At 62.6% G+C, this 24,551-nt stretch carries 21 protein-coding genes and 2 pseudogenes; 16 read left to right on the top strand and 7 right to left on the bottom strand.

All coding sequences use genetic code 11. From position 1 onward, the window contains the following. Nucleotides 1-12: 12 nt before the first annotated feature. Nucleotides 13-492 (bottom strand): VOC family protein, encoded by a 480-nt coding sequence (locus tag RHE_RS24860; protein ID WP_011428017.1) that lies wholly within the window; start codon nt 490-492, stop codon nt 13-15. Nucleotides 493-699: 207 nt separating this feature from the next. Between RHE_RS24860 and RHE_RS24855 the strand changes: the two genes are divergently transcribed. Then, the gene (locus tag RHE_RS24855) at nt 700-3,309 is read left to right on the top strand and encodes an AMP-binding protein (RefSeq protein WP_042119860.1); all 2,610 of its coding nucleotides are present in this window, start codon (nt 700-702) and stop codon (nt 3,307-3,309) included. A gap of 84 nt (nt 3,310-3,393) precedes the next feature. Here the strand turns inward: RHE_RS24855 and RHE_RS24850 are convergent, their stop codons facing one another. Next, entirely contained in the window at nt 3,394-4,230 is an 837-nt protein-coding gene (locus RHE_RS24850) for an AraC family transcriptional regulator (protein WP_011428015.1), read from the bottom strand. Nucleotides 4,231-4,326: 96 nt separating this feature from the next. Between RHE_RS24850 and RHE_RS24845 the strand changes: the two genes are divergently transcribed. Together RHE_RS24845 and RHE_RS24840 are read left to right on the top strand one after the other, a co-directional pair. Further along, complete coding sequence (locus tag RHE_RS24845) at nt 4,327-4,578, top strand: DUF1127 domain-containing protein (RefSeq protein ID WP_042119857.1); 252 nt, start codon at nt 4,327-4,329, stop codon at nt 4,576-4,578. A 46-nt stretch (nt 4,579-4,624) separates the two neighbouring features. After that, nucleotides 4,625-5,359, top strand: coding sequence for a class I SAM-dependent DNA methyltransferase (locus RHE_RS24840; protein WP_042119855.1), 735 nt, complete (start codon nt 4,625-4,627; stop codon nt 5,357-5,359). Nucleotides 5,360-5,380: 21 nt separating this feature from the next. Here the strand turns inward: RHE_RS24840 and RHE_RS24835 are convergent. After that, nucleotides 5,381-6,768: pseudogene (locus tag RHE_RS24835) on the bottom strand (CpaF family protein). Between the two features lie 407 nt (nt 6,769-7,175). Between RHE_RS24835 and RHE_RS24830 the strand changes: the two are divergent. Genes RHE_RS24830 through RHE_RS24780 form a run of 11 tightly spaced genes read left to right on the top strand, consistent with a single transcriptional unit; the run spans nt 7,176 to nt 17,466 of the window. Next, the gene (locus tag RHE_RS24830) at nt 7,176-7,379 is read left to right on the top strand and encodes a hypothetical protein (protein WP_020923042.1); all 204 of its coding nucleotides are present in this window, start codon (nt 7,176-7,178) and stop codon (nt 7,377-7,379) included. Nucleotides 7,380-7,393: 14 nt separating this feature from the next. After that, a complete protein-coding gene (locus RHE_RS24825; protein WP_020923041.1) occupies nt 7,394-7,957 on the top strand; it encodes a prepilin peptidase in 564 nt (187 codons plus the stop codon). A 5-nt stretch (nt 7,958-7,962) separates the two neighbouring features. Continuing rightward, nucleotides 7,963-8,760: a TadE/TadG family type IV pilus assembly protein gene (locus tag RHE_RS24820; RefSeq protein ID WP_011428011.1), complete on the top strand. Its 798-nt coding sequence runs from the start codon at nt 7,963-7,965 to the stop codon at nt 8,758-8,760. Further along, nucleotides 8,757-10,400 (top strand): Tad domain-containing protein, encoded by a 1,644-nt coding sequence (locus RHE_RS24815; RefSeq protein ID WP_011428010.1) that lies wholly within the window; start codon nt 8,757-8,759, stop codon nt 10,398-10,400. Before RHE_RS24820 ends, RHE_RS24815 begins: the two co-directional genes overlap by 4 nt. Then, nucleotides 10,372-11,052, top strand: coding sequence for a TadE/TadG family type IV pilus assembly protein (locus RHE_RS24810; protein ID WP_011428009.1), 681 nt, complete (start codon nt 10,372-10,374; stop codon nt 11,050-11,052). The genes RHE_RS24815 and RHE_RS24810 overlap by 29 nt, the downstream gene beginning before the upstream one ends. Before the next feature lies 1 nt (nt 11,053). After that, the gene (locus RHE_RS24805) at nt 11,054-11,968 is read left to right on the top strand and encodes a hypothetical protein (RefSeq protein WP_042119854.1); all 915 of its coding nucleotides are present in this window, start codon (nt 11,054-11,056) and stop codon (nt 11,966-11,968) included. Next, nucleotides 11,965-12,894: a Flp pilus assembly protein CpaB gene (cpaB, locus tag RHE_RS24800; protein ID WP_011428007.1), complete on the top strand. Its 930-nt coding sequence runs from the start codon at nt 11,965-11,967 to the stop codon at nt 12,892-12,894. Before RHE_RS24805 ends, cpaB begins: the two co-directional genes overlap by 4 nt. 19 nt (nt 12,895-12,913) lie before the next feature. Continuing rightward, entirely contained in the window at nt 12,914-14,812 is a 1,899-nt protein-coding gene (locus RHE_RS24795) for an ATPase, T2SS/T4P/T4SS family (RefSeq protein ID WP_042119852.1), read from the top strand. A gap of 10 nt (nt 14,813-14,822) precedes the next feature. Continuing rightward, entirely contained in the window at nt 14,823-15,686 is an 864-nt protein-coding gene (locus RHE_RS24790; RefSeq protein ID WP_042119851.1) for a type II secretion system F family protein, read from the top strand. Next, nucleotides 15,683-16,588, top strand: coding sequence for a type II secretion system F family protein (locus tag RHE_RS24785; RefSeq protein ID WP_041679059.1), 906 nt, complete (start codon nt 15,683-15,685; stop codon nt 16,586-16,588). The genes RHE_RS24790 and RHE_RS24785 overlap by 4 nt, the downstream gene beginning before the upstream one ends. Before the next feature lie 2 nt (nt 16,589-16,590). Then, complete coding sequence (locus RHE_RS24780) at nt 16,591-17,466, top strand: FHA domain-containing protein (RefSeq protein ID WP_020923034.1); 876 nt, start codon at nt 16,591-16,593, stop codon at nt 17,464-17,466. Nucleotides 17,467-17,728: 262 nt separating this feature from the next. Here RHE_RS24780 and RHE_RS24775 read toward each other — a convergent pair whose 3' ends face one another. Together RHE_RS24775 and RHE_RS24770 are read right to left on the bottom strand one after the other, a co-directional pair. After that, on the bottom strand, nt 17,729-17,971 hold the full coding sequence (locus RHE_RS24775) for a hypothetical protein (RefSeq protein ID WP_011428002.1): 243 nt from the start codon (nt 17,969-17,971) through the stop codon (nt 17,729-17,731). A 515-nt stretch (nt 17,972-18,486) separates the two neighbouring features. Continuing rightward, a pseudogene (locus tag RHE_RS24770) lies at nt 18,487-20,418 on the bottom strand (adenylate/guanylate cyclase domain-containing protein). A gap of 197 nt (nt 20,419-20,615) precedes the next feature. On the opposite strand from RHE_RS24770, the gene RHE_RS24765 reads away from it, so the two are divergent. Then, nucleotides 20,616-21,386 carry an SDR family NAD(P)-dependent oxidoreductase gene (locus RHE_RS24765; RefSeq protein WP_011428001.1) on the top strand — a complete coding sequence of 257 codons (771 nt, stop codon included), beginning with the start codon at nt 20,616-20,618 and terminating at the stop codon, nt 21,384-21,386. 116 nt (nt 21,387-21,502) lie between these two features. Here RHE_RS24765 and RHE_RS24760 read toward each other — a convergent pair whose 3' ends face one another. Further along, nucleotides 21,503-22,402 carry a LysR family transcriptional regulator gene (locus RHE_RS24760; protein WP_011428000.1) on the bottom strand — a complete coding sequence of 300 codons (900 nt, stop codon included), beginning with the start codon at nt 22,400-22,402 and terminating at the stop codon, nt 21,503-21,505. 118 nt (nt 22,403-22,520) lie between these two features. Here RHE_RS24760 and RHE_RS24755 point away from each other — a divergent pair, with 118 nt between their 5' ends. Then, nucleotides 22,521-23,384, top strand: a complete 864-nt coding sequence (locus RHE_RS24755) for an NmrA family NAD(P)-binding protein (protein ID WP_011427999.1) — start codon at nt 22,521-22,523, stop codon at nt 23,382-23,384. A gap of 307 nt (nt 23,385-23,691) precedes the next feature. Here the strand turns inward: RHE_RS24755 and RHE_RS24750 are convergent, their stop codons facing one another. Then, nucleotides 23,692-24,519 carry an aminoglycoside phosphotransferase family protein gene (locus RHE_RS24750; RefSeq protein WP_042119848.1) on the bottom strand — a complete coding sequence of 276 codons (828 nt, stop codon included), beginning with the start codon at nt 24,517-24,519 and terminating at the stop codon, nt 23,692-23,694. Nucleotides 24,520-24,551: the final 32 nt, after the last annotated feature.

Raw genomic sequence — 24,551 nt, 5'->3', positions numbered from 1 at the left:
GCCAGGTCGCAGTCAGCCGTCAGCCGCGCGGGCTGCTTCGATCACGGCAACATCGATCTTCTTCATCGTCATCATCGCATCGAATGCACGCTTCGCCTCGCTGCCGCCGGCCCGCATGGCTTCCATCAGAACGCGAGGTGTGATCTGCCACGAGATGCCCCATTTATCCTTGCACCAGCCGCAGTCGCTTTCCTGACCACCGTTGCCAACGATGGCGTCCCAGTACCGGTCGGTCTCTTCCTGATTTTCGGTCGAAATCTGGAAGGAGAAGGATTCATTGTGCTTGAACATCGGGCCGCCGTTCAATCCGATGCACGAGACGCCCGCGACCGTGAATTCCACGACGAGTACGTCTCCCTGCTTGCCGTCCGGGTAGTCGCCGGGAGCGCGAATAACAGCGCCAACCGCGCTATCGGGAAAGGTCTTGGCGTAGAAGTGAGCAGCCTCTTCGGCATCCTTGTCGAACCATACGCAGATCGTGTTCTTTGCCATCACAGTGTCCTTTGCTCCTGTTTGCCAGGCCGTCCGCGACGACCCTTGTTTTGAAGACGCACCAGGTTGCGGTAATCCGACATGACGGTGCGCGGCCGAGCTCAAAATTGTTCGCCGCATCACGTATGCAGCCGCAAAATTAGTTGACTGCTATTGTCAAGGATTATACGCGCTTCGGTCAGTTTTCTGCCAATTCGAAGCGTAACCATGATCCCCGCCGGCCTGTTTTCTGAAATCGCGCGCGCCGATCAGCGCCCAGCCCTTATCTTGGCCGACGGTCGGACACTCTCCTATGCCGACCTCAACGCCCGGACGCTGCGCTTTGCCGAGCGGCTGGGACAGGGGCAAAAGCGGCTTGTCGCAATCTCGGCCGATATTTCGGAACATGTGATCGTCGCCTATCTCGGCGCGCTGCGCGCCGGCCATGCTGTGGCGATGCTGCCCCCCTGCGATGACAGGCTGTGGCAAGAGTTTCTGTCGGCCTTTCAACCTGATTTCACCTACCGGCAGGCCAACGGCCGCTGGCGGCTCGTCGAGGAAACCTCCCCTCAGCAAAGCGCTGCTCCGCTCCATGCGGATCTCGCCTTGCTGCTGATGACCTCAGGCAGTTCCGGGCGTGCGAAAGCTGTGCGCCTTTCCCAAGCCAATCTTGACGCAAATGCGCGTGCGATCGCCGACTATCTCGAACTCTCCCCTGCCGACAGAACGGCCCTCGTCCTGCCGCTTCACTATTCCTACGGCCTCTCCGTCCTCCATTCGCACCTTGTTGCCGGTGGCAGCATCTTCATTCCAGGCGTCTCGGTAGTGAGCGAGGATTTCGCACGGCTGCTCGGGGAAAGCGGCTGCACCAATCTTTCGGGCGTGCCCTATTCCTACGAGCTGATGGAAAGGACGCGCTTCCGAGGCCACGAGCTCAAGGCGCTGCGCCTAATGACGGTGGCCGGCGGGCGGCTGGCGCCCGAGCTCATCCGCCTCTACCGCGACCATATGCGCGCCAACGGCGGCCGCTTCTTCGTCATGTACGGCCAGACTGAGGCGGCCGCCCGCATCGCCTTCGTACCGCCGGAAGATCTGGCCGACCATGAGGAGCGAATCGGCATCGCCATTCCCGGCGGCAGCCTGAGCCTCGTCGACGAGGAAGGGCATCCGCTCGACCGGCCTGGCGTTGCCGGAGAGCTCGTCTATGCCGGCCCGAACGTGATGATGGGCTACGGCGCCGACCGCGCCGACCTTCAGCGGGGGGCCGAGGTCGCGGCATTGAAGACCGGCGACATCGCCATGCGCGACGCGGACGGTTTCTTCCGGATCGTCGGCCGCAGGAGCCGTTTCGCCAAGGTCGCCGGGCTGCGGATCGGCTTCGACATCATGGAGCAGGTTCTGGCCGAGAAGGGAATCGCCGCTGCCGTCGTCGGTGACGATCACGGCCTGCAGGCCTATGTGACCGATGCCGCTTCCGCCGCTCGGGCGCTTGATATCCTCCTCGAGGCGAGCCATCTTCCGGCGAGCCTGATTTGCGTCAGGGCGCGAAGCGAGCTTCCGCGGCTTGCCTCCGACAAGATCGACTATGCCGGCCTCACCAAGGAAATGGTGGCGACGCGCGAAACAAGCCGCGCGGCGGCGGTCAGCGTGCTCGATGCCTATACGGGGGTGTTCTACCCCCATATCGTCAGCCGCAACGACAGCTTCGTCTCGCTCGGCGGCGACTCCCTCCGCTTCCTGCAATTGACGATGGAACTCGACAGGCTTGGCATCGAGCTGCCGGACGGCTGGGAGCGGACGGCGATCGCCGAGCTCGATATCAACAGGCAGAATGCACGCACTGACTTTGCCGAGATCAGGGCGCTTCCGACCGATCTGGTTCTGAGGGCGATCGCCATCCTGCTCGTCGTGGTCCATCACGAGATGCTCTGGCCCATTCCCGGCGGATCGGGCGTGATGCTGCTCCTCGTCGGCTTCAGCCTGGCGCGCTTCCAATCGGGCCATTTCCTCGCCGGCAATTTTCGCCATGCGCTGCGGCCGGCAATCAATGTTCTCATTCCCTATTTTCTCATCGTCGCCGCCTATGGGCTCGCCTGGCGCACCATTCCCTGGGCCTCGGTCACGCTGACCGGCAATTTCGGCTATGCCGAGCCGGAGCGCCACGAGATGATTCCCTATCTCTACTGGTTTATCGAAGCCTATGCGCAGACGCTTCTCGTCTTCTCGCTGGTTTTTGCCGTGCCTGATGTGCGCAGGCTCGCGCGGGCGCGGCCCTTTGCCTTCTCGCTCGCGCTGCTCGGGCTGGCGGTGACGGCACGGTTTTTCCTGCCGCTCGTCTTCGATATCGGCAGGCGGCAGATTTTCACCATCTACTGGGGCCTGCATCTCGGCCTGTTCGGCTGGTGCGCGGCCCTCGCCGGCAAGCCGGCGCAGCGGATCATCCTGACGGCGGTGGCCGCGGCCGTGCTCGGCTATCTCGCCTTCTGGGAAACGCTCTGGATCGGGACAACGGTCAAATATCTGACGATCTTCGCCGCACTTATGGCGCTTCTCTACCTGCCGCGCATCCCCCTGCCTGTGCGGCTGGGGCGTCTGGTGACACTGATCGCCGTGTCGGCCTTTCCCACCTACCTGCTGCACCGTTTCGTGCCGGAACTGCTGATGCCTGAGGCTGCGGGCCTGCTGCCTGCCCCCATCTTTCATCTGTTGGCGATATCAGGCGGCCTGGCGGTCGGCGTCATGGCCAACAGAACCGCAGCGGATCTCCGCAACCTGCTGGGGGGTATGGCGATGGCCCGCGGCACGGGCCGGCGCGCCATTGCGGCGGAGACGGCCTGAGCCGTTTTCGAAGTGTCTTTGGAGACAACGTCCGATTGGCCGTCAGGCGATGATGCTGCCTTTGCCGTGTTGCGCCAGGACGCGTCATTGCGCCGGCCGCGCGGAGGATCCGGCGCCATGACCCGGAAAGGTTCCCTGGAAGTATTGTCCGGGAGAGACACCGAAGGCCGTCCTGAACACCGCAATGAAGGCGCTGGGGCCCGAGTAGCCGAGCGAGAAGGCGATATCGCCGACGCTTCGGCCGGCGGCGAGCCACTCCACTGCTTTGAGCAGTTTCGCCTGCTGACGCCAGGCGCGGAAACTCATGCCGGTCTCGGTGTGGAAATGGCGCTGAAAGCTGCGGGGGGACATGGCCGCTCGTGACGCAAGTTCATCGAGCGGCCAATCGGCACCCGGTTCGTTCCGGATGTCGGAAGCGATGCTCCGGAGGCGTTCGGATGCCGGCGAGGGAAGAGAGAGCGGCGCGACCGGGCTCGTCTGAAGCTGGTCGAGAATGACGGCGACGAGCCGTTCGGCACGGGCACTGCCGGCGTCCGCGCGCGGTATCTCCAGGAACGCCAGGATAGTTTCGCGCAGGAGCGGCGTCGTGCCGATCACTGAGACCTGGGAGGGCAGGTTCACGACCGCATCGGGCCGGAAGAAGAGGTAGCTGCGCTCCGTCTCCTGCAGGTATGTCACTTCGTGAAGGACACCGGACGGCACGAATACGGCACGTTCGGGCGGAACGATGAAGTAGCCCCGCTCGGTCTCCAGCCGCAGCGAACCGCGCACGATCTGGAAAAGCTGAGCGCGGTGGTGCGCGTGGAAAGAATAGGTTCGCCCTGCGGGCTCTGCTCCACCTTGGGCGACGGCCGTGTGCGGATAATCTCCAAATCCGTCTTCCGGCAGATGAACGTTGGTCAGGTTGTCGGGGGCGATCATGGCGTCTCACAGACATAATTTGTCAGACTGGCGATAACACGTCGGATGGCATTTCACTAGATTGAATATCACCGCAACACAACTTGGACGTAGGTTATGACATTCGAACTCCGGCACGTTGAAATTTCGGATCGTTTTGCTCCCAGCCTTCTGACGAAGATGGCAGCTTTGCGGTTCGCAGCGCCCGCCCTCATCCGCTGGTGGCAACGGCGCGAAACGGAACAGGCACTGCAGTGGCTGTCGGACCGCGATCTGGAAGACATAGGCGTCGCGCGCCACGAGATTGGCGAGCTGGTGCGATCGCTAGGACCAACTGATGCTTTGCCCGCGAAGCGGCGGGCAAGGTGATGGCACCACCGGTCCTCAGGCAAATGCTATCAGAGAGGTAAGAAAGATGCACGACGATGGTTTTTTTGACGATGAGGTCGCGGCTACCTACGATGACGCCGACGGGATCTCGGCCCTGGAGGTCGTCGATCCGGCGGTCGATCTCCTGGCCGAATACGCAGGAGGCGGGCGCGTGCTGGAGTTCGCGATCGGTACCGGGCGCCTGGCGCTGCCTCTCGCGCGGAAAGGGATAGAGGTAGAAGGCATCGAGCTTTCGCGAGCGATGGTGTCTCGCCTTCGCGCCAAAGAGGGCGGCACGGACATTCCGGTGGTGATCGGCGACATGGCGACAACCCGTGTCGACAGGCGCTTTTCCCTCGTTTATCTGGCTTTCAACACGATCAACAACCTGACGTCGCAGGAAGCCCAGGTCGCTTGTTTTCTGAACGCGGCCGCGCACCTTGAAACTGGCGGGCACTTCCTGATCGAGGTTGGCGTCCCGCCGCTTCAGCGGCTTCCGCTCGGCGAGACGATCCTGGCGTTCGACCGCACCGAGACGCATTGGGGGGTCGATGAGTACGACGTGGTAAGCCAGAATTTCACGTCCCATCACATCCGGATCCGGGACGGAAACTACAGGCGCTTCTCGGTCCCGTTTCGCTACGCATGGCCAGCGGAATTCGATCTCATGGCGCGGCTGGCCGGCCTGAAACTCAAGGACCGATGGGGCGGCTGGAAAAAGGAGCCGTTCACAAAGGTCAGCGATCAGCATGTCTCCGTCTGGCAGAAGATCGCAGGTTAGGCCAGGGAGATGAACCCGCCTCTACTGAGGACGGTGAGCGGTCGCCACGGGTTTCATCCAGCTCGGGAGCTCCACTTGGCTGCTTCCCAACTCCTCAAAGGCTTCCGTGGCAAAGCTCGGCACGGCGCCTGTCCAGCGCAACTCTCCATCCGCATTGGAATGGCCGCCGCCGTCGAGCTTGTAGATGCTCTCGACGATATACTGGCCGTCATCATTGAGGCCCTTGATCTCGGAAATTTCGATGACGCGTCGCCGTCCGGTGCGCTTGAACCGGGCAATCTGGACGACGACGTCGACGGCGGAGGCGATCTGCGAGCGCAGCGGCCGCAGCGGCATGTCGATATCGGACATCAGCGCCAGGGTTTCCAGGCGATGCAGGGCGTCATAGGGCGTGTTGGCATGCACCGTCGAAAGGCTGCCGCTATGGCCCGATGTCATCGCCTGGATCATATCAAGCGCTTCCCCGCCGCGGCACTCGCCGACGATGATGCGGTCAGGTCGCATTCGCAATGAAGAGCGGAACAGCTCGCGAATGCTGGCGCCGCCGCGACCGAACCTGTCGGGCTTGGTGACCTCGAGATAGACGACGTGCTCCTTGCGGATCTGCAGTTCTGACGTGTCCTCGATGACGATGACACGCTCATGATCGGCGAAGGCTTCAGACAGCGCGTTCAGCATCGTCGTCTTGCCGGTCCCGGTGCCACCGGAAATGATGACATTCTTCTGCAACCCGACCGCTGCCTGCAGCAATGACAGCGAGTCCTCCGTCAGGCTGCCCTGAGTGACGAGGTCGCGAATGCTGCGATGTTCCCTCAGAAAGCGGCGGATGGAGATGCAGAGCCCCGTGCGGGCGGCGGGCGGCTGGATCATCTGCACGCGCGAACCATCCGGCAGACGGGCTTCCACGCTCGGTTCCTCCGGCGTCAGGCGCTTGCCGGAAAACTGCGCAATGCTGCGCGCCGCCGATTCCAGATCCTCGCGACTGGCGAAACGTGTATCGGCACGCTCGAGCTTGCCTCGCCGTTCGACGAAGATGTCGGAAGTCCCGTTAATTAGGATTTCGGAAACGCTCGGATCCTCGAGCAGGAAGCGGATAGGCGCCAGGAGCTTGTCGAGCGCCCGGGTCAGAACCTGGAAGGTCGCCTGTTCGGCAGCGTCGTCGGAAACGGCTTTCATCAGAGCGGCATCCCGACAAGGACGGAGCTCATGCCGAACAGCGTTACCATCATCTGGACAGCAGTCGGAAAGAACAACATCAGTGGAATGAGGACCAATGCAAGTATCAAGACGCTGCTCATCGTTTCCATGGTTTTGTCTCCGGAACGACTGACGGGCCATACCAATATTCAGGACGAGCTTAATCCAGATCGGCAAGCAACGCCATGGGGGCGCCCTCGCCCGCCCGCCACTTTGGCCGCCTTGCTTCCGCCTCTTCTATCGCTTTGAAACCATTGACCAATAATGGAGCAGCCGACGATATCCGCGAAAATCGCTCCGCTGCATGCCTCACCGAAAAAAACTATAGCTTAATCAGCCTGTTAGCCTGAAAACGCCACCGTCAAGCGCCTGTCTGCAGGCGACGCCTCCAAGACAATTGGAACCCTGCCTTCCGTTTGCTTGACGGAGGGCTGGCCTTGGGCGCACTCTTGGGTCTTAATGATGTTGCTCAACAAGCGTTGGCGACCGGGGAAGAAAAGCAGAAGCAGAAAAAATCATTGGAACGAGCAACGTGCTGGTTCGGATCGATGGCGTATGCTTGCTTCTTCTTCACCAAGGTCTTCGATCCGAAACAAACCATGGAACGAGGAATACGCAGATGTTTGCAAAACTCAAGACTCTCGCAGTTGCACTTCACAAGGACGAACGCGGCGACATGGCCCAGATCGTCCTGGCCGTCGCCCTTATCGTCATTCCGCTGATGCTGCTCCTGCTCGCATTCGGCAAACAGATCGGCGAATGGTTCAACGAAAAGAACACGGCTCTCTCCGACGCCGAGAGAATTCCTGAGCCGGGTCAATAAGCGGGTTCGGTGTCATGGACATGACCTACGATCTGACCCTCATGCCAGCGGCGGCGGCTCTTGCCGTCGCCTGCGCCACGACCGCGGCGGTGTTCGATCACCGCTATGGTCAGATCCCCAACGCCGTCACCTACCCCTGCCTGCTCGGCGGGTTCATGCTGGCGGCGATCGGCGGCGGCCTTGCGGGGATCGGCCTGGCTTTTGCCGGCCTGCTTGCTTCAGGCCTGATCTTCATCATCGCCTTCGCAGCCGGAGGCTGCGGCGGTGGTGACGTCAAGCTGATGGCGGCGCTCGGCGCCGTTCTCGGCCTCTGGCCTGCCATCGACGTGACGCTCGCATCGCTGATGATCGGCGGCGCAATTGCCGTCTTCTCGATGGCGCGGCGGGTTCAATGGGGCGTGCTGGCGCGAACCGTCGGACTGTTCGCCCTGCTGCTGCCCGCAGGTTTCCGCGATGCAGCCACCGTGCTGAAGCCGCGAGAAACACATCATACCGTCCGTTTCGGCGTCGCCGCCGCTCTCGGACTTCTCTGGTGCCTGTTCATGCCTGATTTCACCCCTCTTTCACTCGTGAGGTAACGGCAATGCGCGCGGAACTCGAACGCCCCACTTTCGACGGTGCTTTCTGGAGTTCGATCCTGCACTCGCGGACCTTCTGGATCCCCCAGGATCACGGCGCGCTTCTCGGCACCTTCGCGATCGCCATGCTGTTGCTAACCTCAATGCTGCTGCTGCCGCGGCTCTCCGCTCGACGGCGCCGGATATCGGAGCTTCACGGCGATATGTCAGGCAGCACGACGATGATGGATTTCGTGCTGGTCACGCCGATCTTCGTCTTCTTCATGTTCGTGGTCTTCCAGTTCACGATCCTGGCCAAAAACCACCTCTTCACCCACTATGCCGCCTATGCGGCGGCGCGCAGCGCCCGCGTCTATTTCTGCCCGGCCCTGCCGATCACCATCCACAGCTTCATCGGCCCCAAGACCTGCGATGACGATGCTGCAGCGGGCAAGGCCGATCTTGCCGCCCGCCTGGCGCTGATTCCGGCCGCTCCCTACGACCAGCTGAAATGCGTCGGCGCCTGTCAGCCGCCGGAAGAGGCGCTGAAGAGCCTTGCCGACGCCTCGGGCCTTTCGAAGAACTGGCGCGCGATGCGCAACCAGGCCCGTTACATGTTCGACCCGCAGAACGTCACGGTCACCGTCGACCGCGCCCCGATGGCGCTCTATGCCGCCATCAACCGCTCGCCGCATGTGCCTGTCACGGCCAAGGTCGAAGCGCGCTTCCTGCTGCTCGAATATGCCGGCTGGGTCTTTGCCCGCGGCCATAGGAAGGACGGGCGCTACTACACGATCTCGACGGCGGAGGTGAACCTGTTATGACACCGTCCTTCATCAATCGACTCCACCGCGACCAGCGCGGCTTCCTGTCTCCGATCATCCTCTACATGACGATTGCGCTCGCGCTGATGATCGTGTGGATCCTGAACACCGGGCAGATGATCTATGACAAGCAGCGCACGCAGGATACCGCCGACGCCGCCGCACTCGTCCATGCCGATTGGGAGGCGCGCTATCTCAACATCATGGCGATGAACAATGTCGCCTCCTCGCAGGCCACCGTGGTCATGGCGACCTCGGTCGCCTACCAGCTGACCACCGCGGAACTGGCCCTGCGCTCGGCCGCCATTCTGGCGAAACTCGCCCAGTATTCCTTCACCGAAGGCTTCGGACCGGCGTCGCTATTGCCGCCGCTTCCGCCGATGCCCTATTGCCCCGGCTGGCAGAAAGTCCCGATCGTCGGCGGCATCATCTATGGCGCCTGCTTGGCATTCCAGGGGTTCCGCGCGACCGAAGCCACCAAGGCGATCGCCTATACGGTGGCGGCGCAGGTCAAATATGATCCCTTGGGTCTGATCAACAAATCCAGTGACATCATCGATGCGATGAATGATCTCAACGATTACCTCGTTGAAAGCTTTCCCGAGCGGGTCGGCAATGAGGCCTTGCATCTGGTTCGGTTGAACAAGTCGGATCACGTCGTCTTCCATCCGCCCTGCGAGTCTTGCGGACGGGCCGGAGAAGGCGCCGGCGGCAACCTGCCGGTGGACCGTGATGGCGTCAATCCAGCCGCTGCCTATACGGAAATGTGCCTTGCGATGTCCTATGGTACGCAGGGACAGGATCCGCTCTTGATGCGCGGCGAATACGCCAACCGCGGCTTCCCCAACGGCAAGGGCCCGTTGACGGCAGGCGGCGTCGACGGCAGCCATATCCGCGACTGGGTCAACCATGAGAGCGGCATCGATGATCAACTGGTGGAGTTCTACATCTTCTACGAAGCCTTCGGGCCGGCCTATCTGAGCAAGGTCCCGTTTAAGGCGATTGTCGAGCAATATGCCGGCGATCTCAGCTGGTGGCAGGAGCTGACGCTTGATGCCAGCTTCTGGATCGCGGACAAGGTCTTCGGCGTCGGCTTCGGCATCACCAACCCCTTCCAGCTGCCGATCGACGTGCCGCCGCGCTATTCCGACTCGCAGACGAAGGACGAGAACGACTTCACCCGCAAGTTCGACATGATCTGGAACCAGGTCTGCGGCCCGGCGGGCGGGGCGATCTCGGTGACTGGCGCCAATCTGCCGCTCCTTTCCTTCCCGAAGCCCTACTGGCTGAAGGGACGCATCCCCTTCAACTTCACGCCCTTCGGAGGCGATCAGCTCACCGACTACCAGACGCTGGCGATCGTTTCGCGTGCGCCGCGCGCCAGGCTCCAGGTCCGCTTGTTCAAGGACAAGACGCCGTCCGCCTATGCGCTGGCGCAGAGCTGGGTCCATAATTACACGGCCTTCGATCTCTACACCCAGGACTGGCTTGCCTCGCTGGCGCCGGCGACACTTGCCGACGATATCGGCGCGGTTTCCGGCACCATCAAGCAAAGCCCGGCCGCCGACAGCTTCACCGGCCTGACACGCGTCTTCGACCAGGGAGGAGCCAATGCCTGGGCTACCGTCAACACACACTGAGCACGCCGGCAACGCTCCGGCCGGCGGGTTCATGATGCGGCTGCACCGCGATCGCCGCGGTCTGGCCTCGATCGAATTCGTGCTCGCCGCGCCGGTTATCCTGCTGATCGTGATCTTCGTCATTCACGCCAACAAGATTTCCACCAAGAAGGTCGCGACCATGCTTGCCATGCGCAATTCCGCCTTCGCCGAGGCGTCCGGCCTCAACTGCACGTCGGATTTCTCGAAGGTGTTCCCGATCCCGGCCTTGCCCGCCCTGCCCGGAGGAGACGCGATCAACTGCTCACGCACGCCTTCGCATGAAGGCGACGGCGATCCTCAACGAACCTTCGTCTGGGACGACGTGCAGAACACCCTTAAGAGCAATGGTCGCGACTTCGGCGATGTGGTCGGCGAACTCGCCGACGAGAAGCCGCAGCTTGTGACCGCGACCGCCGACCGCGTCTACAAGTTCAGGGATTCCGACGATCTCGACACCATCCGCAGCGTCCGCTGGAAGGATGCGTTCACAGTGGACGACTCGACGCTCTTCATCTCGCACAACAACGACACCACGCGCCGTGGCTACGATCCGACGCTGCGCCGGGAAATCCGGGATGTAGCCAGCGATTCCGGCGATCTCTTCGACGGCGTCTTTCCGGGGGCGAAGTGATATGGCACAGCGGTCGCGCATTTCCGTTCATCTCCTCGGCACCGCCCTGGCCGTCGGGCTCGCCGTGGTATTGGCCACACCGGGGCGCGCCGAGATCTACAAGGATATCCGGGTGACGCTGAATTCGATGCTGGCCGGCATCCTCGGGACCCCGGAACGGGCGCCGCGCGATCTCGTCATCAACGGTCAGCCCCTCGAGTTCACGCCGTACCAGAGCGATCGCAGCATTTCCGATATCACCGACGACTGGCTGCGGGTGCTGGCCGCCAATACCCGGCCCGCCATGCCGAAAAGCAGCGACCGGGAGGAACTGACCGCCGTCATCGCCGCCAACATGATGATCGTCCCGAAGGTAAGCCGCATCCGCGACGATCTTGCCGTTGTCGTGCGCTTCTTCGACGGCGACGGCGAGGCTGCGCTCGACTATATGAGACGGCAGGATCCGAACGGCCCTTCGGCGAAAGCGCCGATTCCGGGCGTCTCGATCATGATCCGCCGGCCTGCCGATGCGCCGATGACCGAGGTGCTGATGAGCCGCTTCGACGATGTCGCGGCGACGCTGCCGGCCTTCGCCGCCCCTGCCGATGTCGGCAAGCTGCCGATGTCGCTGCGTCCGCCGGCCGGCGTCGAGGTGCTGAGCGATATCGGCGACCGTGACAAAGGCCATATGTCGCGCACGGTCGTGTCGAAAGGCACGCTCGCCGCCGCGCGCTGGTCCGATCAGCGCGCCGACCTGCTTGTCCGCGACGGCTTCACCATCGAAACGCCGCCGGCTGAGCGCGGCGGGGTCACCGCCCTTTACGGCCGACGCGGCAGCGTCGAAGCCAATGTTCTCTACACCAGAAGCAAAACCGACGGCAGGACCGTTGAGGTCATTCAAATCAGGCAACCCTTCGTAGGGGGAACAACACCATGAACTGGAAGCTCATTGCCGCTGTCATCGTCGGGCTCATTACCGGCGTTCTCCTCTACTTCTGGACCGAGAGCGTCAAGAACGAGCAGGTGGCCTATGCCTTCATGCGGCTCCAGCCCGACAAGAAGGTGACGAGGGGACAGGCGATCACACCGGACATGCTCGCCGAACCGGTGATGCTGCCGGAAAGCTTCGGCCCGCTTGCCAAGCTCGCGGTTCCAGCCGCCAGCGCCTATCAGGAATGGCTGAAGGACCGAACTGCCGCGGCCGACATTCCGGCCGGCTCGGTGCTGCTTTTCCAGTATTTCGACGATACCGACGGCGGGCGGCTGACGACGATGATCGCGCCCGGCAAGCGGGCGCTCACCCTGCCGGTCAACGCCGCCGAGGCGGTCGGCCATTTCGTCGAGCCGGGCAGCTATGTCGATATTCTCGGCACGGTCGACGAACCGGTCGAGCCGGTGGCGCCGCCCGCCGCGACGCAGCCGGGAACGCCCGGGCAGCCCCCGACCGCATCCGGCCAGGCGCCCGCCGCACCGGCAGCGCCGGCCCAGCCGCCCTCGCCGGTCGAGCAGATGCTGAAGAACTATCTCACCCAATATCCGGGCGCCGACGAGAACGACGTCAACGCCTACCGGAAGCAGGCACAGGACTACAAGCTCGGCATCAGCTCCCGCACCCGCGTCGTCACCCGCACCTTCCTGCAGAACGTCAAGGTGCTCGCCGTCGGCGCGGCGACCACCCCGGAAGGTGCGGTCACCAAGGCCAATAGCAGCTATAATCACGTGACGGTGGAAGTGACGCCGTCGGAAGCCGAGATGCTGATCTTCGCCATGGGCCAGGCGAATGGCAGCCTCAACCTCGTGCTGCGCAATCCGACCGACAATAGCGTCGAAGACCTGCCGAGCATCAACTGGACGCGCATGTGATCGTTTCGGGGATTGAGCCATGCTGTTGAAGATTTCCTATGAGGACGGCAGCGGACGGGAAGTGATCCCGCTCTCGGCGAACGAGACCTATTTCGTCGGCGAAAGCAGCACGCTTTCGCTTCCCGCCGGCGCCGGCGTCGTGCGCCTGCGCGGCAGCCACGTCTCCTCGCCGCAATTCGTGCTGCGCAAGTCCGGCCAGGGCTGGTCGGTGCAGCATCATGGCCGCAACCCGACGCGGGTCGACGACCAGCCGCTGAGGGCCGGCACGCCGGTGGCGGTTTCGGCCGGCATGTCGATCTGGGTGCCGAATGTCACCATCGAGCTCGTCGAGCCGGCGGCGGCGCCGGAGGCGGTGACGCAGTTTCCGGACCAGGAGCGGGTGCTGGCACTGCAGATGGAAATACATGAGAGATTGCTAAAAGACACGCAATATGACCGGCTGGTCAAATCCTCCGACTTCGGCCGCGAGGAGACGCGCAGCCGCATCCGCGAGCGGCTCGACCTGTTCATCAAGGAGGCGCTTGATGCAGCGCCGCAGGATCTGGTCATCCTCGTCATCAAGAACGCCGTCTACCGCTGGCTGGCAAAGCGCATCGCCCGCACCGGCCGGCGCGACGCTTCGTCGAACGCGGCGAGCCTTTCGCGCGAAGAGCAGGACAATCGCCGGCTCTTCGATGTCGGCAAGGCGCTGATCTCGGCGCTGCAACTGAAGCTGAACTTCGAATCCACTCGTTCCGATTTCGCCCAGCTCGACACCAAGTTCGGCGCCGCCTTCCAGGCCCGGCAGGCGCTGTTCAATGCCGGGGATCGCTACGAGATCGCCCATATGCACCTGCGCTCCAATATCGAGGAGCTGATGTATCGCTGGGGCACGATTTCGGAACTGATGGATCTCGACGTCATCTCGGAAATCATGGTGACGCGCTATGACGAGATCTACGTCGAAAAATTCGGCCTGCTCGAACGCTACCCCTTCGCCTTCGCCAACGAGCGGCAGCTGATGAAGGTGATCGAGCGCATCGCCGTCGATTCCAACCGCTCGATCAACGAGAGCGAGGCGATGGCCGACTTCCGCATGCCGGACGGTTCGCGCGTCAACGCCGTCATCCCGCCGCTCGCCGTCAAGGGCGCCTGCCTCACCATCCGCAAGTTCGGCGGCAAGTCGCGGCTCGACATCAGCAAGCTGGTGGCCGCCGGCGCGCTCAGCGAACCGATGCGCGCCTTCCTCGAGGCGGCGGTGCGTGCCCGCAAGAACATCGTCGTCTCAGGCGGCACCGGCTCCGGCAAGACGACGCTGTTGAACAGCCTGTCGCAGTTCATTCCGGTCGGCGAGCGCGTTGTCGCCGTCGAGGACACGTCCGAACTGCAGCTCGACGGCATTCATGTCGTCTATCTGCAATCGCGGCCGAAGACGGCGGAGAGCGAAACCAGCGTCACCATCCGCGACCTGGTGCGCAACGCGCTGCGCATGCGCCCCGACCGCATCATCGTCGGCGAGTGCCGCGGTGCCGAGGCGATCGACATGCTGCAGGCGATGAACACCGGCCATGCCGGCTCGATGACGACGGCGCATGCCAACACGCCGCAGGACATGATGACCCGCCTGGAGGTGATGGTGCTGCAGGGCCAGAGCTCGCTGCCGGTGACGGCGATCCGCCAGCAGATCGTCGCCGCCGTCGAGCTCGTCGTGCAGCTCAACCGCCTGGAAAGCGGCCGGCGCGCCGTCACCGAGATATCCGAAGTGATCGGCATCGATCCGGACACCGGCCTCATCATCGTCGAGCCGATCTTCAATCTCGTCGGCCGCGCCGGCGGCCAGGCGGTGCATGCCTTCACCGGCTATCTGCCGAGCTTCGTCGCCGAGCTCGTCGCCTTCGGCGAAGACGGCGAGATCAAGAACCTGGATATGTTTGTGTGAGGGTGGAACCATGGACATCAGCATTCTGCAGATCCTGACGATCGGCCTCGGCGCGGTGACCGCGGGACTGCTCGTCTGGGGCGCGCCGGTGCAATGGCCCGCACCGCTCCTGCGCGCCACCGAGCGTGATATCGCGCTCGCCAGCGAGGCAGCCCAGGTCTTCGGCCGTGATGCCGTGCCGCCCTATACGATGATCCTCGCCTATGCCATCACGGCAATCATCGTCTTTTCTCTGATCTCGCTGATCTTCGGGCCGATCGTCGGCATCGTCGTTGCCATTCCCGTCGCCGTCTTCCTGCCCAAGGCGACGATCCGCTACTTCCTGCAACGTCGCTGGCTGCAGATCGAATCCCAGCTTCCCTATGCCGTTGACCAGATCGTCTCGGCGGTGCGCACCGGCAAGCCGCTTGCCGTCGCCGTCAATGCGGTCGCCGATACCGGCCAGATGCCGGCCTCGCGCGAGTTCGAGCGCATTGCCCGCGAACAGAAGCTCGGCATCGGCCTGGTCGAGGCCCTCGACCGCCACGGCCGCACCGTGCCGAGCCTGCATTTCAAGATGGTCGATGCCGCCCTCGGCCTGTTTGCCCGCCAGGGCGGCGACATATCAGAGCCGCTGACGGAAATGTCGAAATCCTTCAAGGAGATCTGGAAGCTCGACCAGAAGATCAGCACCTCGTCGTCGCAGGCGCGGATGAACTTCCGCGTCGTCAATGGCGGCGCGCTGTTCATGATCCTGATGATCTTCTTCGGCCAGCCGGAGTTGATTGACAAGGTGTTCGGCAACGCCATCGGCATCGTCATCGCGATCGTCGGCGCCATTCTCTACGCCACCGGCTTCTTCTGGATGCGCTCGATGATGAAGGTGTCGGTATGATGTCGCAAATCCCCCTCGCCCCGATCATCATCGTCCTTGCCGGCATCACCGCCGCGCTCATCGTCTGGTGGATCGGCGATCTGCTCGGCAGCATCCAAGTGGTGCGCCGCACGGCCGGTGGCGACGGGCCGCCGCCGAATATCGTCGACAGCATCGGCATGCGCACGCCTGTCGAATTCGTGCTGAGACACTTCGAGCCGCTTCTCGCCGATTTCGGCGCCCAGCTCGAAAAGAAGCTGATCTATGGCGGCCGGCCGTTCGGCGGCGTCACGGGGCGTGAATATATCGCCCTTCTCGTCGTTCTCAGCCTCTTCGGCTTCATCCTGCTCGGTGTGCTGTTCGGCTTTGCGAGCGGCAGCGTCATCGGCGGGCTGGTTGCGGGCCTGATCCTCGGCTTCATCCCCGCCATCTATTTCTGGGTCGTGGCCGACGACAAGATGCAGGACCGCAAGGAACGCATTTCGCGCGAATTTCCCTATTTCCTCGATCTCGTCGTCATGACGCAGCAGGCGCAGGCGACCCTGCCGGAAAGCCTGAGGCTCTATGCCGAGGCCGCCCCCGGCACCGTGATGAGCGAGGAGATCGAGCAGACGCTGAAGGACGTGGCGCTCGGCACCGGCATGATCGAGGCGCTGCAGCGCCTGGAGGCGCGCATGACGGCCGAGGAGGTGGTGCGCGTCATCCGCGCCGTCATCCAGGGCGAGGTCGAGGGCAGCAATCGCGTCGAGCTGTTGCGCGAACATGCGCGCGACCTGCGCTTCCGCCGCTGGGAAAAGGCCGACAGGGCCAGTGAAAAGCTGAAAGCCAAGATCGTCATGCCGGCGATGATGATCGTCGTGTCGATCCTGCTTCTGGTGCTGGCGCCGGCAATCGTCGAGATGATGTCGAGTGGGATGTTCTGATCATGGTCTTTTCCTTCTTTCGCGGCAACAAACCCAGCCTTCTTCAGACCGGCCCCGGCGACCAGAGCCGCAGCCATGTGCTCGACCGGGCGGAAATGTCGATCGGCCGGGCAGCCAATGCCGATATCGTCGTCGACGATCCGTTCCTGGCGCCGATCCACGCGCGCATCGAAAAGCAGAGCGACGGCGGCTTCATCATCCGCCGCATGGGGCTGAACCCGATCATGCTGCGCGGCGAGGCGCTGCTGCAGACGGCTTCGCTGAAAGCCGGCGACAGTTTCCGCCTCGGCAGGGATGTCGAATTCCAGTTCCTGGAGAAGGCGCCGGCCAAGGAGGCGCCGAAGAAGGAGGCTGCCAAGGCAGACGACGGCAAGCCGAAAAAGCCGCTCTTCAAGCAGCCTGCCTTCCTCGCCGGCATGGGGCTCGTCTACCTCGCCGTCGTCGGGATCATCGGCTATGTGATCCTCTCCGGCGGCGGCAGCACGGAGGCCGGCCCGACGGCGGAGCGCATCAACGCGGAAGCCGCCCGCATCCCGACATGCATCAAGAACGCCAGGCGCCTGCGCCAGGTCTCCGAGCAGACTTTCAACGGCGCCGTCGGCGGCCGCGTCGGCCGCGATGGCGATGTCACCTATGCCGCGCTTTCGCTGGCAACCGAACCCGCCGACGATGCGGCGCTGGCAAAGGCGGCGGAGCCGATCGTCGAGGCCTACAAGCGTACGGCGCTTGCCGCCCTCGCCTCGGAAAACCGCGGCAACAACACGCTGGCGCAGAGCCTCTACCAGCAGACCTACGATCTCGTTCCCGACGTGAACTGCTCGGCCGCGCGTTTCGCGCTGCAGCGCCGCGCCGCCACCAAGCCGCCGGCGCGGAGGTGAGCGCCGGTTCGAAACTCTTCAAAACGGCTCGGAGGGTCGACCGGCCAGCGCGCGTCGTAGTCACGCCTACGGCCAAGCCGGCCGGTCGATCAGGCGGTCCGCAGCTTTGGTGACAAATCTGCGGACCCCCTGAATGCCGGAGGCACCTTGAGTATGCCCTCGCCACGCCTTTCGCCTGACGAAAATCTGCTCCGGCAGAGTTAGCCATCCAATGGCCTGGCTTTGCTACGTTTGTCCGGACGTAATAACGTCCGGATTAGCCTCATTTGTTGCCGGGCCCGGTCGAACCGCAGTCGTTGCAGTTGGTGTTGTCCGGGTTGCCCTTGTTTGTTGAGGTGTCCTTGGTGCCGTTGCTGCTTCCTGCGTTGTCGTTCGGTGGCGGGTTGCCGCTTTCGCCCATGGTTGTGGTCTCGTCCCGTGAATTGCTGCTGGCAGCAAACGTCGACTGAAGCCCACCGAGCAGAAGTGCGAGGGCGGTGAAAACCGAAAGCGTAAGTCTCGACATGGTACATGCTCCTTGATCGGGGTTCACTAACATCAGGCATGCGCCAGAGCGTTCCTTCTGGAGATGTGCTGGCTCCCCTCCGGCGTTGGTCGCCAACGAATACGACTCCTCGCCCCGCCTCGCGACGGGAGCTGAATCGGATGTTAGGATTCTCCTCGTTGGAGGTCGGCTATCGGCTTCAACGCGCGATACTCAAACCATCTGACACGTGAGATTGTTTGCCCATAGCAAAAGCCTCCATTTCCGACTGATCTCTGCAGTCGGAGGAGGATTTATGCCTTCCCATAAGATAAAAAGACTATAATCAGAGCGGCGACAGATCAACTTACTAATTGTGTGATTTTCTTAGTTAATTCGGGCTAGGACGTGAGTAGGCTTGCACGCCCGGGGATCGGACTCTGTTATTCCTAATGAAGACGAAGTACCGTGCGTTCTCATCGGAGGCGCGATGTTCGAGGCCCCTGCGGGGCACCTCACGATGAGGCTCTCTTGGAGGGCCGCGTTGCACGGCTGTTTTACGGTTGCCCGGGAGGCTCCACCTTCCCCGCCTCGCATTCCGGCAGTCGCACAGGTTTAGCGAGTTTCGCCAGCGCCTCGGGCGTGGCGCAAGCCGGGAAGCCGGCAAGCGGCATCGTCTCTATGAACCGGTTGCGCTCGATCGTGCTTAGGCCGGGTTCATTGATCATGCTCTCGACAGTCACCTCGGGGTGCTGTTTGAGAGCCTCCATGGCTGAAGCTTTCGCCTCATCGGTTCGGCCCAGTGCTGCAAGCGAGCTGCTGCGGACCACCCAAGTCCACCTTTGGTAGTTGTTGGGCGTCATGCGCTCCAGCATCGTCACCGCGTCCTGGTACCGCCCCGCCATAAAATAGGCAGGTGCGAAGAAGTTGGACGCCCACATCGGATGGTTCGGGTCGAGCCGCATGACCTTGTCGACCATTTGAGCACCGCGTTCCGGTTCGTTGAAGCGGGCGGCAAAGCCGCTGTAAAACGTCAGGATTTCGGACGAGCCCGGCGCCAGGCGAAGGGCGGTATCGAATTCGGACTTGGCGCGGCCCATGTCGCCCTTATTGGCAAGGCTCATGGCAAACACCACGTGGGCTTCGGCGTCTCACGGATCAAGGCGCACGGCGCGTTCAGCCGCATCGGCAGCCGCCTTGCGATTGCTCTCGGGATCGACGCCGAACACACCCAATACATCATGAGCGTGGTAAAGTTCGACCCAGCCCCGCGCCAGCCCCGGATCCAGCTCGACGGCGCGGTTGAGGAATGTAACTGCCTCCTCCGCATCGGCTTTGGTGATACTTTCAATCTTCTCGGTCCCGAGCAGATAATAGTCATAGGCATTCAGGTTTTCGGGCCGTTTGCGCTTGGCTGCAGCCCGCCCGGCCTCCTGAATCAGTCCCATGCCGCCGCCGAGCCGGTTGGCGACCTGCTCTGCGATTTCGGTCTGAACGGCGAACACGTCCTCGGCTGGCCGGTCCCAATTCTCCGACCACAGATGGCGGCCGGTTTTGGCATCGATCAACTGTGCTGTGATGCGCACCCGGCCACTCTGCCGCTGGATCGAACCTTCCAGAACAAAGCCGACATGGAGCGCAGTTGCGACCTGACGGGCATCCACCGGCTTGCCTCTATAGGCTTCAGTCGAATTCCGCGCCACCACCTCGAATTCGGGAAACCGCGCGAGGTCGGTGATGACGTCCTCGGTCAGGCCGTCGGCGAGACGCCCGCTGGCATCGTCGCCGCCATAATTGTTAAAGGGCAGCACCGCCACCGACGGCTTGCCGATCAGAGGCTCCGGCTGGAAGAACCACCAGGCGGCCCCGCCGCCTGCCAGAGCCAACGCAACGATCGCCGCCGCAGCCGTTTTGGCCCAGCGCGATCTCAGTGCGAGAAACGGGCGATGCGCCCGTTTGCCGTCGAGCCTCAGCCGGTACATCCGCACGGGGCGGCTGATGTTCTTGACCTGCTGCTCGCCGGCGAAATCGAGCGGCCACTCGAGTTTGCCCTGGAGATGATCGAATGCCGTCCCCGACACCATCACGCCGCCAGGCTCAGCCAAATGCTCCAGCCGCGCGGCGACATTCACCCCATCCCCATACAGATCGCCATCCACCAAGGCAACATCGCCCAGATTGATCCCGACGCGGAATACGATGCGCTCAGGCTCCGGCAGGTCGGCATTGCGCGCCGCCACGCTATTCTGAAACTCTGCGGCGCAGGCAACCGCATCGACGACACTGTCGAAGGCGACGAGCGCGCCGTCGCCCATCAGCTTGATAACGCTGCCATGGCGCTCAGAGATGGCCGGATTGATCAGCTCGGCGCGGATGGCCTTCAGCCGCCTGATGGTGCCGGCCTCATCGGCCTCCATCGCCTTGGAGTAGCCAACCATATCCGCCGCGAGGATCGCGAGCAGCTTTCGGTCGAGCGCGGGGGTGCCCATCATCGTTGCCTTGCATGAACATGCAATCGTCTCCGCAGTCTACACCCATCGAAGCGCCGCAACTAGCACACAGCCAGCGCGGCATGTCTGCTTGGGGTGCTTCTGCGTCCCAAGGCGACACTCCTCAGCACGCGCACAAAATCTGGCATCCGCTCGCCGACCTTGCCATAATTGGGTTTCCCAAGGGAGGCACCACGATGCAGAGGCATGCGCCGGACTTCAGCCTTGACGGCAAAGTGACTTTGGTAACAGGCGCGAGCCGCGGCATCGGCCGAGCTTGCGCGCTTGCCTGCGCCGCGGCAGGCTCCGATATTGTCTTGGGGGTCCGCAATGTCGCAGCGTCGGCGGACCTGGTCGCCGAACTCGAGGGCGCGGGGCGAAAAATCCTCGCCGTTGAACTCGACATTCCCAACAAAGCCCATATCGCACAGGCCGTCGACGCAGCGTTGACGACATTTGATCGGATCGACGTCCTCGTCAACAACGTCGGCGTGGCTCCCGGCAATCTTGCGGAACTCGTCGAGGAGAAGGACCTCGACGAGATCCTCGATGTCAACATCAAGGGCACCTTCCTGATGACCCAGGCCGTCGGGCGTCAGATGATCAAGCAAAATGGCGGCCGGATCATCAGCATCAGCTCACAGGCGGCCACCGTGGCGCTGCGCGGCGAGGCAATCTATTGCATGAGCAAGGCGGCCATCAATCACCTGACGCGCTGCCTTGCGGCCGAATGGGCACGCTACAATGTCACCGTCAACACCGTATCCCCGACCTTCATCCACACGGATGGCACGGCACCCTTTCTATCCGACCCCGCCAATCGCCAAGCGACGCTCGATCACATTCCCCTCGGCCGGATCGGTGAAACCAATGATGTGGTGGGAGCGGTCGTCTTCCTGGCATCGCCGGCTGCGAGCCTGATCACCGGCGCGAACCTATTGGTGGATGGTGGCTGGTCCGTCGCGTGAGCCGAAGGCCATATCGTCGGCTAGTGTGATGCGACGTATGCCGCGCTTTCGCGGCCGCTGAACCCGCCGAAGATGCTGGTTGGCAAAAGCCTTCGAGCCGATTTTTGCAGCGGCATCTAGCTGACGATTTCGACGCAAAAATCTATAAAGGCGCGAACCTTGGCCGGCACATGATGGCGCGAAGTGTAGAAGCAGTGCAGCGGAAAGGTCTCATCGGGCCAGTCCGGATAGAGATCGACCAACTGACCGCTGTCGATATAGGGCTTCATGCCGAGCGAGAAGACCTGGGCAATGCCGATCCCCGCGAGACAGGTAGCAAGCGCCGTGCCGGCATCATTGACGAGGACGCGGCCCCGAGTTTCGATCGGCACCACCTTCTTTCCGCGCCGCAACTCCCATTCGAAAGCCCTGCCCGTCAAAGGGTCCTGATATTGGATGCAGGTATGATCAGTCAGGTCGACAGGCAGCTTCGGCGTGCCGTGCCGTGCAAGATAGGATGGCGCGGCAACGGTGATCACCCTCGTGCGAAAAAGCTGCCGGGCAATCAGCGAGTTCTTCGCCGGGATTTCGCCGAAGCGCACCGCCACATCCATGCCGTCGGCGACAAGATCGCCGATCTCGTTCCTTGTCACCACCTCGATCTGAAGATCGGGATAGCGGTCGAGAAAGGTGCCGAGATTCGGCCCGAGAATCAGCCGCGAAAAATAAGGATCGACATTGATCCGCAGCCTCCCACGCACCGTCTGCGTCGTCCCGGCCGCATAGGCAGCGGCTTCTTCGATGCCGCCGAGTAGCGGCACGACCTGTTCGTAGAAACGCGTACCGTCATCGGTGAGCCTCAGGGAACGGGTCGTCCGCTCGAGCAGGCGCACGCCGATACGGCTCTCAAGTCGCGCCACTGCCCGGCTGACTCCAGAAGCTGTCAGCCCCAGCGCCACGGCTGCCCGCGCAAAACTGCCGCTCTCGACCACGGCGGCCAGCACGCCGACGCCATTCAGCAATCGTCCGTCGAACATCGTCCAATTCCTGATATTTTGTCATGAATTATCTGACAAAGGGGCAGTTCAGTCAAAAGCAACTTTGGCGCATCTTTCATTCATCCCGGCGCGGGCCGCTGCCAAATGGAGTCCGAGAATGTTTGCTGTGACTGGAATAACAGGCCAGGTCGGCGCCGTGGTTGGCGCGAAATTGCTAGATCAGGGACTGCCTGTCCGTGCAGTCCTGCGCAATACGGAAAAAGCAGGCGCCTGGCGGGATCGCGGTGCGGAGATCGCCATTGCCGACATGACGGACGCGCCGGAGCTCGCCCTGGCCTTCGAAGGGGCCGAGGGCGTCTTCCTGCTTCTGCCGCCAAGTTTCGATCCTGCGCCGGGTTTCCCGGAGGTAAAGGCTATCATCGAAGCGCTCAAGACGGCGCTCACAAAGGCATCACCGAAAAAGCTGGTCTGCCTATCGACGATCGGCGCTCAGGCAAAGGAGGAGAATCTGCTGAGCCAGCTCGGCCTCTTCGAGCAGGCAATATCGACACTTCCGATGCCGGTGGCTTTCCTGCGCGCCGCCTGGTTCATGGAGAATTCAGCCTGGGACATCGCGCCTGCAAGGGAGAGCGGCGTCATGCCAAGCTTCCTGCAGCCGCTCACCAAACCCGTGCCAATGGTTTCCGTGCGCGATGTCGGCGCCACTGCGGCTGAAATGCTGCAGGAGGACTGGACCGGCAAACTCATCGTCGAACTTGAGGGCCCTTTCCGCATCACGCCGCTGCAGATGGCGGAGGCCTTCTCTATCGTGTTCGGCAAGACGGTCCGTGCTGAGCCGGTTCCAAGAGAGACATGGGAAGCGCTATTTTTGAACCACGGCATGCAGAACCCCCGACCCCGTATGCGCATGCTTGACGGCTTCAACGAAGGCTGGATCGAGTTCGAAGGCGGCGAGGCTCGGCCGCGCAAGGGCACAACGAGCTTTGAGACCGCTATCCGCAAACTGCTTGAGCGCCGTTGATGAAAGGGGCATTGCGGCTTCAGCGATCCCACGGAGGTCGCCGAGACCATCCTCTTCCTGGCATCGCCGGCTGCGAGCCTGATCACCGGCGCCGGCTGGTGGACGGTGGATGGTCTGTTGCCTGAGATCGAAGCCACACCGTCGGTCAGGGCGATCCGCTGCGACCTAGGCCGCGCGTTCGCAGGCAGCTGAACCCGTCGGGAGTCCTATGGAGACGGCGTTGTTCGCGACGTGACTTTCGATCTCAACGTCGTCAAATAGACGGCGTGGGGCGGCGCCTCGAAGCTCGCGCAGCGTGATCCAAGTGTTATGACGACGCACCAAGTCGCTGCACCAATTCCCCTGCGTGTTCTTCCATCCAGGCCACTTCGAGCGCTCCTTCATCAAGGACGCCACGGCGTTCCAATTCCATTTCCCATGCAGAGCCGGATGCAGCGAGATCGCGCATATGTTGCTGCATCTGCCGCACCCTTTCGATGGCTGCCCTCATGATCTCAATCTCAGGCTCTACCCCATAGGCCTCTAGGAATAGCTGGAAGCGCCGCGCTTTCTCGCGCACGCCTTTCGGCAGACCATGCGCTTTGCATTTTTCGTCACGCCAAAATGGCACCCAACGCCACGCAATGAAGCCAAGGTCCCGAGAGCGCGGTCCTGGTGCTGCAGCATCCCAATCGATAAACGCGACAGGAAGGCCAGCTCGGAAGACGGTATTCCACGGTGACAGATCGTTGTGACAGATCGTCTCGACCGGTTCCTGAGGTTCAAGACGCCAGTTGCGCTCATTCCAGGGGAAGCTTGCTGCAGCATCGTGGTAGGATCGCAGCAATTTCCCTAGTTCGACAAGGGCCCGGTCACCCCAGACGTAGTCGGGAAGCTGGACCTCGAAGCGGCCAAGTTGATCCGGGATGAAGCCTTTGCCCAAGCCAACGTCACCTTCGACGTAAGTGAGACATTCGCGTCCCTTATCATCGAAGCCGAGCGCACGGGGAGCTCCTTCAAATCCTTGCCGTTCAACGTGGCGAAGCAGGTCGAGAACGGCAGAAGACCATGCGCGCCCACCGCGCCGAACCGTGCCGCCGACCCGGACAACATTCGAATCTGCGCCGCCTGTGAGAGTAATTTCCGGCTCGCCCATGGGGAACCTTAGGCGCGGGCAAACCAAGGGGT

It is taken from the genome of Rhizobium etli CFN 42 (genome assembly GCF_000092045.1).
Lineage (GTDB): Bacteria > Pseudomonadota > Alphaproteobacteria > Rhizobiales > Rhizobiaceae > Rhizobium > Rhizobium etli.
The sequence above is the reverse complement of the archived record's forward strand: the minus strand, read 5'-3'. Positions and strand labels throughout refer to the sequence as shown.